This is a genomic window from Trichocoleus sp. FACHB-40 (assembly GCF_014695915.1).
Lineage (GTDB): Bacteria > Cyanobacteriota > Cyanobacteriia > Cyanobacteriales > FACHB-T130 > Funiculus > Funiculus sociatus.
This window is the reverse complement of record NZ_JACJPF010000036.1, coordinates 16714-31244: the sequence shown is the minus strand read 5'-3', so window position 1 is coordinate 31244 and position 14531 is coordinate 16714. Positions and strand designations below refer to the sequence as shown.

At 45.5% G+C, this 14531-nt stretch carries 12 protein-coding genes; 5 read left to right on the top strand and 7 right to left on the bottom strand.

The features are described from left to right. Positions 1-16 precede the first annotated feature (16 nt). A complete protein-coding gene (gene ylqF / locus H6F63_RS04720) occupies positions 17-886 on the bottom strand; it encodes a ribosome biogenesis GTPase YlqF (protein WP_190635308.1) in 870 nt (289 codons plus the stop codon). A gap of 190 nt (positions 887-1076) precedes the next feature. Next, positions 1077-1487: a universal stress protein gene (locus H6F63_RS04715; protein WP_190635306.1), complete on the bottom strand. Its 411-nt coding sequence runs from the start codon at positions 1485-1487 to the stop codon at positions 1077-1079. 177 nt (positions 1488-1664) lie between these two features. On the opposite strand from H6F63_RS04715, the gene H6F63_RS04710 reads away from it, so the two are divergent. The 4 genes from H6F63_RS04710 (at position 1665) to H6F63_RS04695 (ending at position 7294) form a co-directional block, all read left to right on the top strand. Continuing rightward, complete coding sequence (locus tag H6F63_RS04710; RefSeq protein WP_190443365.1) at positions 1665-2864, top strand: phosphoglycerate kinase; 1200 nt, start codon at positions 1665-1667, stop codon at positions 2862-2864. Between the two features lie 282 nt (positions 2865-3146). After that, positions 3147-4565 (top strand): serine/threonine-protein kinase, encoded by a 1419-nt coding sequence (locus H6F63_RS04705; RefSeq protein ID WP_190635305.1) that lies wholly within the window; start codon positions 3147-3149, stop codon positions 4563-4565. Between the two features lie 98 nt (positions 4566-4663). After that, positions 4664-6004 carry a type IV pilin-like G/H family protein gene (locus tag H6F63_RS04700; RefSeq protein ID WP_190635303.1) on the top strand — a complete coding sequence of 447 codons (1341 nt, stop codon included), beginning with the start codon at positions 4664-4666 and terminating at the stop codon, positions 6002-6004. A 93-nt stretch (positions 6005-6097) separates the two neighbouring features. Next, complete coding sequence (locus H6F63_RS04695) at positions 6098-7294, top strand: serine/threonine-protein kinase (protein ID WP_190635301.1); 1197 nt, start codon at positions 6098-6100, stop codon at positions 7292-7294. Positions 7295-7437: 143 nt separating this feature from the next. Here the strand turns inward: H6F63_RS04695 and H6F63_RS04690 are convergent, their stop codons facing one another. Beyond that, on the bottom strand, positions 7438-9657 hold the full coding sequence (locus H6F63_RS04690) for a recombinase family protein (protein WP_190635299.1): 2220 nt from the start codon (positions 9655-9657) through the stop codon (positions 7438-7440). A 45-nt stretch (positions 9658-9702) separates the two neighbouring features. On the opposite strand from H6F63_RS04690, the gene H6F63_RS04685 reads away from it, so the two are divergent. Next, positions 9703-11076 (top strand): proton extrusion protein PcxA, encoded by a 1374-nt coding sequence (locus H6F63_RS04685; RefSeq protein ID WP_190635298.1) that lies wholly within the window; start codon positions 9703-9705, stop codon positions 11074-11076. A gap of 88 nt (positions 11077-11164) precedes the next feature. Here H6F63_RS04685 and hpsU read toward each other — a convergent pair whose 3' ends face one another. The 4 genes from hpsU to H6F63_RS04665 all read right to left on the bottom strand — a co-directional run bounded on the left by hpsU (position 11165) and on the right by H6F63_RS04665 (position 14531). Further along, positions 11165-11755, bottom strand: coding sequence for a hormogonium polysaccharide biosynthesis acetyltransferase HpsU (hpsU, locus tag H6F63_RS04680; RefSeq protein WP_347276772.1), 591 nt, complete (start codon positions 11753-11755; stop codon positions 11165-11167). 1 nt (position 11756) lies between these two features. Beyond that, complete coding sequence (locus H6F63_RS04675; RefSeq protein WP_190452396.1) at positions 11757-12707, bottom strand: glycosyltransferase family 2 protein; 951 nt, start codon at positions 12705-12707, stop codon at positions 11757-11759. Positions 12708-12780: 73 nt separating this feature from the next. Then, entirely contained in the window at positions 12781-13710 is a 930-nt protein-coding gene (locus tag H6F63_RS04670) for a glycosyltransferase family 2 protein (protein ID WP_190635296.1), read from the bottom strand. A 101-nt stretch (positions 13711-13811) separates the two neighbouring features. After that, the gene (locus H6F63_RS04665) at positions 13812-14531 is read right to left on the bottom strand and encodes a hypothetical protein (protein WP_190635294.1); all 720 of its coding nucleotides are present in this window, start codon (positions 14529-14531) and stop codon (positions 13812-13814) included.

Genomic DNA, 14531 nt, shown 5'->3' with positions numbered 1-14531 from the left:
AGTAAAATTCTATTTCCTAGCGTGTATTTGGCGGCAACTCTAGGGGAATAGCACCTAATAAACCTGTGCGAAAATCATTTAATATCTGCCGTGCTGTGCGTTCTACATCACCTTTATGACGGTGATTTGCCACAGCGTGTATATATTCTTCACCCGTTAGGGGTACTGGATCTATTCCGTAGCGAGACTCTAAAGACTTTACCAAAAATAAATCGGCATCTGGGCTGTTTAAATTTTTCAGAAAATCTACCAAAGCAGCTGCCACTCGTTGATTATCATAAGACGCATCACCGATATCATCGCAGATAGCTAATTTGAGGGCAGCAGATTGATTTTCTAACCTGGAAGGTAAAACGCCGGGAGCATCTAAAAGTTCAATTTGATCGGAAATGCGTATCCAGCGCAGTTGACGAGTCACGCCAGCACGACGCGCACTTTCTACCACTCTTTTTCCCAACAAGCGATTAATTAAAGCTGATTTGCCGACATTAGGAAAGCCAATCACAACGGCGCGGACTGGGCGAGGAAGCATCCCGCGATCGCTTCTTCGTTGATTCATCTGTTCCCCAGCTGCTTGCGCCGCTTTTGCCACTGCTACTATACCTTTACCATGCTGAGCATCAGTGAAGTATGGCGTTTCCCCTCGTTCCCTAAACCACTCTGTCCACATCTGTCGCACAGAGGGAGTAATCATATCCATGCGGTTAAGTACCAACACCCTCGCCTTGGTACCCACCCACTCTGGCACTTGGGGATGGTGCGTAGAGAGAGGAATGCGGGTGTCTCGCACTTCCAACACCACATCCACACGCTTAAGCTGTTCTTTGAGAGACTTTTCAGCTTTGGCAATGTGTCCGGGATACCAATTAATATCGGGAGTAGTCATAGAATTTTAGATTTTAGATTTTAAATTTTAGATTTTAGATTTAATCCAAAATCATCGGAAGCTTAGCAACTCCTTCGCCCCCGCAAAATCACGCCATATTTTGGGAAGAACGGGAGGTTGGGGGAAGAACCAGTAATGGTTCAACTCCCTCATCAATCTCCCCAAAAATCGCTTCAAAATCCAAAATTGATTAGGGAACAACCAAAACTGGGCAAGGGGCAAGGTTAATCACCCGGTTAGTGACACTTTCGGAAACGCCTTCCTCAGTCAAACCCAGTCCGCGACACCCCATCACAATTAAATCGGCATCTATTTCATCAGCAACGTCGCAAATTGTAAAAGCCACCTTACCTGTTTGCTCAATGATCTCAGCTTGGATGCCTAACTCAGCAAATAGATTTTGTGCAGTTTTAAGCAATTCGGCAACGGCTTGTGGTGAGTTCATCGCATCTGGACGAGGCGATTCCTCTACTGCTGGTTCTTCTACCACCGACAGCAACACTAAGCGGCTACCATACTTTTGCACAATATTGGCAACAACATCAGCCGCTTCGCGGGCTTCTCGACTTTGATCGACAGGAAACAGAACAGTCTTGAACATGGCACGCACCTGTAGGAACCCCTACTCCTGTAAAATGTGGACGGCGCTGGCTAGAAAAAACTTAACTTGCGATCGCACTTTGGTTTATCTAGCTTTTGAGGGAAAAAGGTCAAACGACCATTAACACGCTACTGGTGGCGAAATTTTTAACTAAGACGCAATTAGGAGGTTCACGCTGTGTCCAAGAAAACTGTAGCAAATTTAGCGGCATCTGATTTATCCGGTAAACGGGTACTGGTACGGGCGGATTTTAACGTACCTTTAGACAATGGCAGCATCACTGACGATACGCGCATTCGGGCAGCTCTGCCAACAATTCAGGATTTAACTTCTAAAGGCGCTAAGGTGATTCTCTCCAGCCACTTTGGTCGTCCAAAGGGCGTAGATAACAAATACCGCCTGACTCCCGTCGCCCATCGCCTCTCAGAGTTACTGGGTAAGCAAGTCGTCAAGTGCGATGACTGCATCGGCGAAGATGTCGCAGCCAAGGTGGCGGCGATGCAAAATGGCGACGTACTACTGCTGGAGAATGTCCGCTTCTACCCAGAGGAGGAGAAAAACGACTCGGAATTCGCGAAAAAATTGGCTGCAAATGCCGATTTGTATGTGAATGATGCCTTTGGCACCGCTCACCGCGCTCATGCTTCCACTGAGGGCGTTACTAAGTATCTTAGTCCATCTGTGGCTGGATACTTAATTGAGAAGGAATTGCAATATTTGCAAAGTGCGATTGAAAGTCCCCAGCGTCCTCTGGCTGCAATTATCGGCGGTTCCAAGGTTTCCAGTAAAATTGGTGTCATCGAAACGCTGCTGGATAAGTGCGATAAGCTGATCCTGGGCGGCGGCATGATTTTCACCTTTTACAAGGCTCGCGGGCTGAATGTGGGTAAGTCGTTGGTGGAAGAAGATAAGCTGGAATTGGCGAAGTCTTTGGAAGCTAAGGCGAAAGAGCGCGGCGTTCAATTGCTATTGCCGACAGATGTCATCCTTGCAGATAATTTTGCTGCTGATGCCAACTCTCAAACGGTCAGCATTGATTCTATTCCCGATGGTTGGATGGGCTTGGATATTGGCCCCGACTCGGTGAAGACGTTCCAAGATGCGCTTGCAGATTGCAAGACGGTGATTTGGAATGGCCCGATGGGCGTGTTTGAGTTCCCGCAATTCGCCAAAGGGACGGAAGCGATCGCGCGTACTCTTGCCGATCTCACTAAGACTGGCGCTACCACGATTATCGGCGGTGGCGACTCGGTGGCTGCGGTGGAACAGTTGAATTTGGGCGAACAAATGAGCCACATCTCCACTGGCGGCGGCGCAAGTCTGGAGTTGTTGGAAGGTAAGGAACTTCCTGGGATTGCAGCGTTGGATGAGGCGTAACGACTAAAGTCGCCTTGAGCAAACTTAGCCCGCGCAGGCGGGCTAATATAGAGACGCGAAATTTCGCGTCTCTACGTTTGTGTAAATATATTGTCAGGTTTCAAAAATAGCGATCGCATTTGTTAGTTGAGAGAAGGCGATCGCTGTAGTTAACAATGAGTGTAGCAATCTACACTCAGGGTAAATCCCCAAGAAAATCTATGAGTAAGCTGCAAGGTAGCGCTATACGCGATCGCTAGTTAAATTGGAGTAGATACAGCGAGTCGTGAATCCTTTCTCCAAATGCTGCAAGCACAACTATTGCAGGGGCGTTACCAACTCCAAGAGCAGTTAGGACACAATGCTGGGCGACAAACCTGGCTTGCAACTGATGTCAGTGTGTCGCCGCCAGAATTGGTCATCGTCAAACTGCTAGCCTTTAACCCGCAGATGCAGTGGGATGATTTTAAACTCTTTGAGCGCGAAGCTCAAGTTTTAAAAAATCTTAATTATCCCCGAATTCCCAAATATCGAGATTATTTTTCCCTAGACAAAACTATCGGCGCTGGTTTGTGCTGGTTTGGCTTAGTCCAAGAATACATTCCGGGGAACACTCTACAACAACTTTTGCATCAAGGCAAACGTTTTACGGAAAATCAAGTACGTCAAATTGCCACAGATATTCTAAATATACTAATTTACCTGCACGAATTAAGTCCGCCGCTACTGCACCGCGATATCAAACCTAGTAACTTGATTTGGGGAGAAGATGAGCAGATTTATCTAGTTGATTTCGGTGCAGTTCAAGATTCTGCGGCTGCTGAAGGTGTCACCTTTACGGTAGTCGGAACTACGGGATATGCACCACTGGAACAATTTTGGGGAAAAGCTGTACCAGCATCCGATTTATATGCGCTGGGGGCAACTTTAATTCACTTATTAACTGGCACTTCTCCAGCAGATTTGCCCCAGAAGAATTTGCAGATTCAATTTTCCCATCTTATAAGCGTTAATCCCACTTTTATTGGTTGGATTCAATCTCTCACAGAACCTGATTTAAGCCAACGTTATAGCACAGCCAGACTCGCCCTAAAAGACCTGAAAGCAGAACGCTATCTCAACACCCCTCTGCAAAAAGTTCGTCAGCCAACTGGTAGTCGGATTCAGATGTGGAAGTCTCCTACCGAATTGAAAATTAAATTTTCTGGAAGAGGGTTATTATTTCTTGTAGATGTCCTGGGATTTGGAGGAAAATGGCTACTAGCAGCAGGCTCGATAATGTCTCTATTATCGCTACTTTTTATGCTATGTTGTCTGCTTTTATTCGTAGCCATTGGTGTTGTGTCATTATTTTACTATAAGTTTTTTATTCTGATTTCCTTAATGTTGGCTGGAGTGTTAATTGTTGGAAACATTTGGTTGGGAAATAATGTACAATCTGAACTGGTAAAAATGTTATCAAAACTGCATTTAAACAACCTCAACTCCCTGGGCGATAATTACCTTTATTTAGACCAAGAAAGTTTTGTAATTGAAAAAAAACTTTTTGGCTTCTGCTATATTCGTCATCAAGGGCAAACTTCAGAAATTAAAAAGGTATATAAAATCGGTTCAAAGCGGCTAAACATTCAAACTAATAGCTGTAACTATTCCTTGGGGCGTAATTTCACTGAGAACGAGTGTAATTGGTTAGCTCAACATATACAAGATTGGCTTAAATAAGGGCAAAGCTACGTATAAGAATTTACGACTCATCGAAATTGCAAGGCGAATGCTTCGCCTCTAATGACAACAGATAACTTACACCTAACAAATAAATCATGCTGCAAACACAACAGGTATTACAAGGACGTTATCAGCTAGAACGGCAATTAGGGCAAAATGCGGGGCGACAAACTTGGCTAGCAACAGATTTATCAGCAGAACCCAACCAACAAGTAATTGTTAAATTGCTGGCTTTTAATCCGCAGATGCAATGGGAAGAATTGAAACTATTTGAACGTGAGGCGCAAGTTTTAAAAAATCTTAGCCATCCCAAAATTCCGAAATATCGCGATTATTTTTCATTGGATAAGGAGACTGGTGGCGGTTTACCTTGGTTTGGATTAGTTCAAGATTACATTCCTGGTAAATCCTTACGGCAAATGTTAGATGAACGAAAGAATTTAACAGAAAGCTTGGTGCAAAGAATTACCACAGAGGTGCTGAAGATTCTGATTTATCTGCACGAATTGAGTCCGCCAGTTTTGCACCGCGATATCAAACCCAGTAATTTGATTTTCGGAGAAAACAGACAAGTTTATCTGGTAGATTTTGGTGCGGTTACTGACCGCGCTAAGGCTGAAGGAGTAACCTTTACAGTAGTGGGAACCAGTGGCTATGCACCGCCCGAACAACTATGGGGACGTGCAGTTCCAGCCTCAGATTTGTATGCACTGGGAGCAACACTCATTCATTTGTTAACTGGAACACCACCAGCTGAATTACCGCAGCATCAAATGCGAATTCAATTTGCAGATAAAGTTAATCTGAACCCCAGTTTTACCAACTGGATAGAAAAGCTTATAGAACCCGCTCCCGAAAAAAGATTCACTACAGCACGGGAAGCACTTGAGGCAATGGTAGCAGCTACTTCCCCCAGTTATATTAAAACAAATCCTCAAGAAAATGAAAATTCAGTTCGTTATGGCCGGCTAGCGTTTTTAGCTTCGATACCACTAATAATTCTCGGTTTAGGTGTCACTGCTATGCCAGATTTGTTGGATTCATCAACTAAAGCCAAGCAATCTGAAGCGAAACAATATGTTAGTGCAATGAACCGCGCCCAGCAAGCTTATATTTTAGAAAATAATCATTTTTCTAATTCCGTTACAGAACTAGGGCTTGGTATCCGCACTCAGACAGAAAACTACCAGTATTCAACTTGGGGGCCAGACAAAGCTGCATTTAACTATGGAATAACCCGAAATCCTAAGCTTAAAAGCTATGTTGGCGGTGCTTTCTTAGTACCTGTAAACGACGTTGGGGCTGCTAAGGGTGAAATGACAACGTTGGCAATTATGTGCGAATCTAAGGCGACCGGAATAAGTGTAATTCCAAATCCAATCATTATAAATGGTCAACCAGCCTGTGGTGTTGGCACAACTAAAATAGGTAAGTAAAAGTGTTAGTAGACACAAAAGGCTGGAAATTCGGTAATTGGTAATGGTAATACGAATTGCTAATGACTAATACCTAATGACTAAGGACTAAAAATGCTGCAAGCAGAACAGGTATTACAAGGACGCTATAAACTAAAACAAAAACTAGGACAAAATTCTGGGCGACAAACTTGGTTAGCGACGGATATCGAAACTGAAGAAAAAGAGTTGGTAGTTGTCAAACTCCTAGCTTTTGGTGGCGAGGTGCAGTGGGACGATCTCAAGCTGTTTGAAAGAGAAGCACAGGTACTTAAACAGTTGAATCATTCTCAGATTCCCCAGTACCGAGATTATTTTTGTATGGATGAGCGATCGCTCTGGTTTGCTATAGTCCAAGAATACATCCCCGGCGACTCTCTGAAGGAGTTGCTGAACTCTGGCAAAAAGTATACCGAAACAGAAATTCGCAAAATTGCCTCTGATGTTCTCAAAGTTCTGATTTATCTCCACGAACTCAGTCCAACGGTACTGCACCGAGACATCAAACCGAGTAATTTAATCTGGGGTGAAGATGGCAAGATATATTTAGTTGATTTTGGCGCAGTGCAAGATAAAGCGGCAAAAGAAGGAGCCACATTTACCGTTGTGGGGACTTATGGTTATGCGCCAATGGAACAGTTTGGCGGTAGGGCTGTACCAGCATCAGACTTGTATTCATTGGGAGCAACTTTGATTCATTTGTTAACAGGAACTGCGCCAGCGGATCTACCTTCTCGTAACTTGCGAATTCAATTTGAGCAGCAGGTGAGCATCAGTCCCCCAACTATTAGCTGGATTCAAAAGTTGACAGAACCAGCCCCAGAGGAACGGTTTAGCAGTGCAAAATATGCTCTAAAAGCGCTGAAAGAAGGCACTCTAATCAACACTTCTACGGGTATCCAGCCGTTAAAGCAAGCAGTCCCGTTTAATAATAATTCTGGGCAAGGCAGATTATTTGATTCTTCGGTGGAGGTGCCTGAAGAAATTAAGGGTTGGAATTGGGGTGCATTTCTGTTGCCTTATATGTGGCCTTTCACAAATAATGTTTGGATTGGGCTTATATGTTTGATACCAAATGTTGGTTGGTTGATGGCGATCGCGCTCGGTTCTAGGGGCAATGAATGGGCGTGGAAAAGTAGAAAATGGCGTAGTATTGAACAATTCAAAGCGCATCAAAGAGGCTGGGCGATCGCTGGGCTGTTTATTGGGGTACCGATGGCTTGGCTATATATCGGTTTAATCCGCTTTATGCTGTTTGGCATTGGTCTCTAAACTGGGTAGGAGTAAAACGCCAAACCCTTACACCTGAATCTTGACAAGTGATTGAAATGGTGAACGGCTTATCCTGCATTCCCTCTAAAAACACCCCATCTTCTGGTTCCCAGCCTGGGACTAGGAACGAGAAAATAGCGTTTCTAACTCATTGCATCAGGATTCACAGGAACCGAAGCATTTACTAAAGGCAACAGGGGGCCGCTTTGTTCCTGCCCATTTGTCGCCAATTCGCTGTGACACAGATAAACTCGCTCCCCCACGCGCCCTAGTAAATCTAGTAAAATTCGCCGCAGCCTTTGCTCATCAGCTACTTGCGTATCTTGTTCCCTAATTGGCTCTCCTGACCAATCCTTGAGAAACAAAGGCGCACCAAATAGGGTAGCAGCACCGCCCTTTGACCACAGGGGAGAACCCGCATCTAGCCAAAATTGCCAGCGGTGGAACCGTCGAGAAGCTCGGTATTGAAAGATTGTAGCCAAAGTAACAGCGCGACTACTCAGACCTAGCCGACGAACTGGGTAAGGGTTGGCGGTGACGGTACCGCGACGCAACAGGCAAATGAAGCGTTCAATGGTGTCGCGATCGCTATCGCCTCCTCCGCTTTTTTGTCGCAGTCGTCCCTCGACTTCCCAGTAATGTTGCGCGGTTTCCATCAGTTCGCGTAAGGCTGCTAGTTGGTCGTAGGGGAGATTGCTACCTTTCCACAAAAACTGCTGAATTGCCCGGTCAAGCAGGGCGACGTAGTTGGGAATTAGACGCTGTTGTTGCTGACTTTGCTGTTGCTCTATCCACCCCAAAATCTGCTCGTAGGCTTTACAGGCAGAGTGTCCCAGCCGATCCCATCGCGGGAAATTTGTCACAGGTAGCAAACGGGGTTGCTCTGGATCTGGGGAATAGCAGTAATCTGCCAATAAACCTGCCCGTACTGGATCGATGGCTGGGGATTGGTGATTAGAGATTGGTGAAGAGGCAAATTCTTCCCCCACTCCCCAGTCAAGAGTCAACAATCCCCAGTCCCTAGTTGGACTAAGTACGACTAACATTTCTGCCACGGCATCCCGGTTTACCAATCGCCCCAAGCCTGGATAAATTAGAGCTAAGAGTGTCAGCAACGCCCGGATTGTGGGGGAACTAATTAGGGGGCGCTGGTCGTTAAGGGACTCTACCGGGATACCTTTGCTTGTGAGAATTTCGACTAGGGTATAGCGGGCGATCGCATCCAAACCAGGCGCAATTACTGCCACATCGGAAGGCTGCACTTGTCCACTTTGTACAGCTTCGGCGATCGCTTCCCCAGTTTGCCGCAACAACTGAGCGCGGGACGTGGTTTGAATCAACTGTACCGACTCTGGTAAGCTCAACATATACATCGGATCGCGCACCGTCTCTACGATTGGCTCTCCGTAAACTGCCCCTATATTCTCAGCGCGATCGCTCAAAATTTCTACCCGACAGCGCGAAGCTAGACGAGCCAGGTAATTCGGATCGGCATTCAAACCCAATCGCACCGCTCCATCCGGATTATAAGTAAACGCTCCAACCGCTCCGTTATCCAAAAGAAAATTAAATAAATCGCCAGCTATAGCTGGGTAATCATCCACATCATCCGCCAACACCCCTTGATAGCGGCGAATTAAATGCTGCTGATAAGTTTCATCTGGCAGCAGATACCGCCAATAAAGTTCGCATATAATCCCATAAGTCAGCAAACCCCTCTCCAGACACCATCCCCGCCAGCCAAGCAGTAAATTTCCTACATCAGTCCAATTAATAGCTGAATCTTCAACGCTTTCCCCATCCTCCTCCCTCTGTGTTAATGGGAGTAAGATACCTTGTTCAAGAATAGAGGGAATGTCCTCAAGTGGTGTCCCACTAATAGCCGCTAGCTGCAACAAGTCCAGAATCCGACGCACCACACGATACTCGCTTACTCCCAGCATCTGTAAGCTGCCTTTATCCAACTCAGAACGCCACAGCCGAGTAGCTAACTCCTGCTCAGTTTCCGGGCGTAGCCGGACTGGAAATTGCGCCCTTAAATTCAATCGCCCAATTAGCAAAGGCCAAAACAGTATAATTTCATCCTGAAAAAACCCTAAAGGTGTCTTAGATTGAATTGGATACCGCCCGTCTGTCGCAGCAGCCAAACGGTCAGCTAATTCGCTCCGGTTATCATCATTAGCAGCAAACACCAAAATCGATCTTTCCGAGTCCCGTCGCCTCCTCCTCCCCTGAGTTGACGGCGAAAGTCGGTTCTGTTGCGATCGCACCTCCACCCACTGACAAAACTGATTCACCAGGCGAGTTGTCTTACCACTTCGGGTTGATCCTCTGATCCAGTTTGGCTGAGATTGGGTTAACATTGCTAAACGCTGGGGATACTTTTAATTTAATACTCTGTTTCTGTTATGAAACTACCTTTCTTTACACAGCTCCGCTCGTCCTTAGACGCTGCCAGCCAGTGGTACATCCGGACACCAGAAAGGGCCTTGGAGCGGGCATACAAAGCAGCTTTAATGATTAAAGCAATTGAAGACGAACATTTTGACGGCAACAAAATATCTTCTGACTCCAAAAAATACCGCGAAAATGCCCTGTCTTATTTCATAATTAAGCTTAATAAGTATTTAAAGGATGCTAGGTTAAGTTTGTCAGAATTTCATTCTAGCACTTCAATTGTTAGCCTAGCAAATCAAAATAGAACCAGATCCACACTCGATGGCTCGGAATACAGAAACGTTGCCGAACTGGAAAATAGAGAAACTCAATCAATAACTTTAGAAAAACTCAAGTTTATTGACGATGTGATATCTAAATACCAGTCTCAACCAAAACGTTCTTCATCGCCATCACCATCGTCATCGTCAGCCTTGATGCCAGTTTCTCAATCTAAACTTGTAGAAGCCAACCTTGATAAAGGAGAATTATATAATCAGCCAGTTTACTTTGATAAAAGCAAAGTAATCGGAGAAGCTGAGACAATGACTGATACAACAAGTTTTGTCCCCAGGTCAATCTTGAGTACCTTGGATCGGCTTAAAAGAGACTTCAACCCAAAATCAGAAGAGGAAGTTGTTAAAAACTTTCGGATATCTCAAACAAAAACAATAATTTCTATTAGGTTCATTTTAGTTTTGATTTTAGTTCCTCTGTTGACTCAGCAGGTAACTAAAACCTTTCTAGTAGCACCTCTTGTTGAGCGCGTCAGAGATGAAAACAAAACTGAAATTTTCTTAAATGTTGATTTGGAAGAAGAAGCTTTTCACGATTTGCAAAGATTTGAGCAACTATTAAAGTTTAGAACTTTGGTAGGTCTAGCTCCGAAGTTGTCACCGGAAGAAATGGAAGAGGAAGTCAAAGAAAAGGCATTTGAACTGACTGAAGAATACCGTCACAAAAGCGCTAATGCCATAAAAAATGTTTTTGCTGATATATTTGCGGCTGGGGCTTTTTACGTTTTACTGATTAACAGTCGTAGGGAAATTGAGATTTTTAAAGGTTTTATAGATGATGTTGTTTATGGACTGAGTGACAGTGCTAAAGCTTTTATTATTATTTTGTTTACTGATGTCTTCGTAGGATTTCACTCCCCTCACGGCTGGGAAGTGATTTTAGAAGGAATATCAAGGCACTTAGGCTTGCCGGAAAACAGAGACTTCAACTATTTATTTATCGCCACTTTTCCAGTGATTCTGGACACGATTTTTAAGTATTGGATTTTCCGTTACTTAAACCGAATTTCACCTTCAGCAGTTGCTACTTATCGGAATATGAATGAATGAAGGGACTGGGGATTGGGGATTGGGAATGCGTCCTCAAGGGACTGGAGATTTCTCGTTACTAGATAGTCCCCTGGGAAAGAGGTAATTTTTAATTTTTAATTTCTCTTTGATAGTGGGGACGGCAAGGTGTACCCCAGCAAACCTGCTGCGGTGGAATGTTGCCAAAAACGCTGCTGCGCGCGCCTATTACCGAATATGCACCGATTTCCACCCCAGGGGCAATGAAGCAATCGGTGGCAATCCAAGCACCGTTGCCAATGGTAATGCCGGATGTTATTAGGTTGAAAGTTGGATCGTGGATGTCGTGACTGCCAGTGCAGAGGTAGCTTTTTTGGGAAACTACACAGTGCTGACCAATGCGAATCTGGTCAAGGCTGTAGAAAACGACATCATCGCCAATCCAACTGTAATCGCCAATTTCCACTTTCCAGGGAAAGGTGAAGCGGGCGGTGGGGCGGATAATGACACCTTTGCCGATTTTGGCACCAAACAGCCGCAGTAGGGAGCAGCGTAAGCTGTTGACGGGATGGGGAGTCAAGGGGAATGCGATCGCTTGCACCAACCACCAGAGCAGCACAAACCAGCCTGGTCTTCCCCTGTCAAACCAAGATTGGTCGTAGCGGCGTAAATCTACCAATATCTCGTCTAAAGCTGGCTTTGGCTCCCCTGGTTCCAACACTCTAGACGCTCCCTGTTAACGAATCCGGCTCTTTTACAGGCTGGGGAGGCGCTTTCGGTGTCGCCGCTGCTACGTTCAACTGACCGCCAAACTGCATCAATTCATACAGCTTGATGCCAATTTGATACTCGTACTGACTCATCAGCCGCGCATATATATATCCTGGTTTGCCATCCAAAAAGCCAAGCTGAATAAAGTAAATCAAAATAAACCGGATAAACGGTTTAAAAGGTAGCCGTACCCAGACTTTTTTCAGAAAACGCTTGCGCTGCACCGCGTCGCCAAATAAATTAGCACCAATGGTACCGCTTTCGTCTTTTCCTGTGAGGATATTGAGATAAACGCGGGCTTCCCAGTTAGAGTAGCGATTATGCCTTTCCAGCCAGTGAAATACGTCCCGAAAGTCGATGTGCAGCATATCGTTTTTCAGATAGCCGACTGAACCTGGTAGCACAACGTGTTCGTGAACTTCGTTGTCGCCAGTGTTGCGAATTTCTTCTGTCCCCAAGTTTTCGTAGCGCCCGTTTTTGTGCTTAAACAAGCGTAAATTCCAGTCGGGATATCTACCCCCGTGCTGAATCCATTTGCCAAGAAAAAAGACTTTGCGGTTGAGGTAGTAACCCTCGTATTCGGGATTCTGAATCGCAGTAGCAATTTCGTCCCAGAGTTCCGGAGTAATGCGTTCGTCACAATCGACAATTAATACCCAATCGTTGCGGAAAGGCAGATTGTCTAATGCCCAGTTTTTCTTTTTCGGCCAGCGACCGTTGAAGTGAAATTGGACGACGTTCGCGCCGTAACTTTCAGAAATTTCTATAGAGCGATCGCTACTTTGGGAATCCACCACAAATACTTCATCAGCCCTGGCAACGCTTTCCAGGCAAGCCGGTAGATTTGCTTGTTCGTTTTTAGCGGGAATCAGAACCGATACGGGGAGTTTGGAGGCATTCATAAGAAAAGGCAACAGGTAATAGGTAAAACGCAAAAATGTAAAGGTAAATATTTCCCGCAGGATTAATTAAAGATTAAGTTTTAATCTTTTTTACAGGTGTAGAAATCATACCTTTAATCGCCGCTATCAAATAACCAATTTGACCGTAGGCATACACCAGACTGTCGAAGCGTTGGGCAGGATCGTCAAAGTTTTTTACGGAATTATATAAACCGCGCATTATTCGGTCGCTTCCTCTTAATAGCTGGGCTGGCCCGGCTTGACCGGAAAGTTGTTCGCGGTAACATTCACTAATGCCTTGCCACCAGCCTCGACTGAAAAACCAGGCTCGTTGAAGGCGTTCGGGGGAAACATTATGGGCAACTAAGGCATCAGGCAGATAGGCAACTTGCCAACCGAGTTTTAGCGCCCGTTCTGTCATGTGTAATTCTTCATTTGATAGCAGATTTTTACCGACCCGACCCAGATTAAGATCGAAACCACCAATTTCTTCTAGAAAGGTGCGCCGGATTGAGTAATTTAAGCCTCTGGGGGTCATACCGGGCTGTTTGATATAAATGACGCTCGCTCCTAGGTCGTATGCTCCCAGGTTGCCAGATAAGCCGGAGGAAAGCCACTGAGGGGGTTTTATGCCATCAGGCCAGAGTAAGGTAACTTTGCCCCCAGCAATGGCTAATTTTTCATTGTTTTGATAGGCATCATAGAGTGTCTTCAGCCAAAGCGAACTGGCAACAGCATCATCATCGAGATAGGCGAGAATATCGCTTTTGGCAACGCGCGCGCCAGTGTTCCGGGCGACGGATAGACCTGTGATGGGTTCGTAAACGTATGTCACGCCAACTCGTGCTTCTACGATTTCGCGAGTGCGATCGCTTGAGGCATTATCCACCACTACTACTTCAAAATCCGGGAAATCTTGCCCTAAACAGCTATCAATGGCGGCACCTAAATACTGCTCTCGATTGTGGGTACAGATAATCGCAGAAATTTTGGGTTTAGTCATTGCTCATTAGTCGGTGGTCAAAAAGTTAGCGGTCATGGGTCATTTATAACAAACAAATGACTAATGGCTACTAATGACATACGGACACAGGCGAGATGATGCTAAGAACTTGGGTCTTGTAGATGACCGTGCAGAACGATGAGAGTTTCCGCCAATTGGCTAAGGCGGGTTTCTAAGTCTTGTTTGCGAACCAGCAATTGCCGCAGTTTTTGATAACGCGCGATCGCTACACTTACAGTAGGAACCTGTTCTGGCGGACAGGGACGCGACCACAATTGACCATCCCCGTCCAAACCTACTAAGCGGTATCCGGTACGGGGAGATTCACACGTCACATTGCCATCCGGTTGATTGCATTCTTCTACGTAGTCCATCAACTGGTGTACAGATGCCGCATGGCCCGTTTCTACTGCCTCGCGCAACACTTCAACGCCTACTTCCGGTTCGCGGGCATGAGACTCTAACCAACCGTCTACAATTGGCCCTTCCAGGTAGAGGTCTTGAATTTGCCGCAAAATTTGATGTAGTTCTTTCTGCCAACCACCGACAATTACTTCGATTTCTTGCAGTAGGGTTGTCGCTAGGGCAGGATTGGCAGCATTACGATGGTTGGTGAAGCTGGGAGTTTTTAATTTCGGCAGCACTGGCGTTTTACCAGATTGCTTTTGGTCTGTCCAAGATTCTACGGTCATCGAAATCGATGGTGCGACATCTGGTGTCTGGGAACGCCACCCCATCCCGTCAGGCTGATTGCCTATTTCAGGATTTTTATCCGATAGCTGGTGTAGTGTCGTCTCAATCCGTTTTAATTCTGGTTTCAT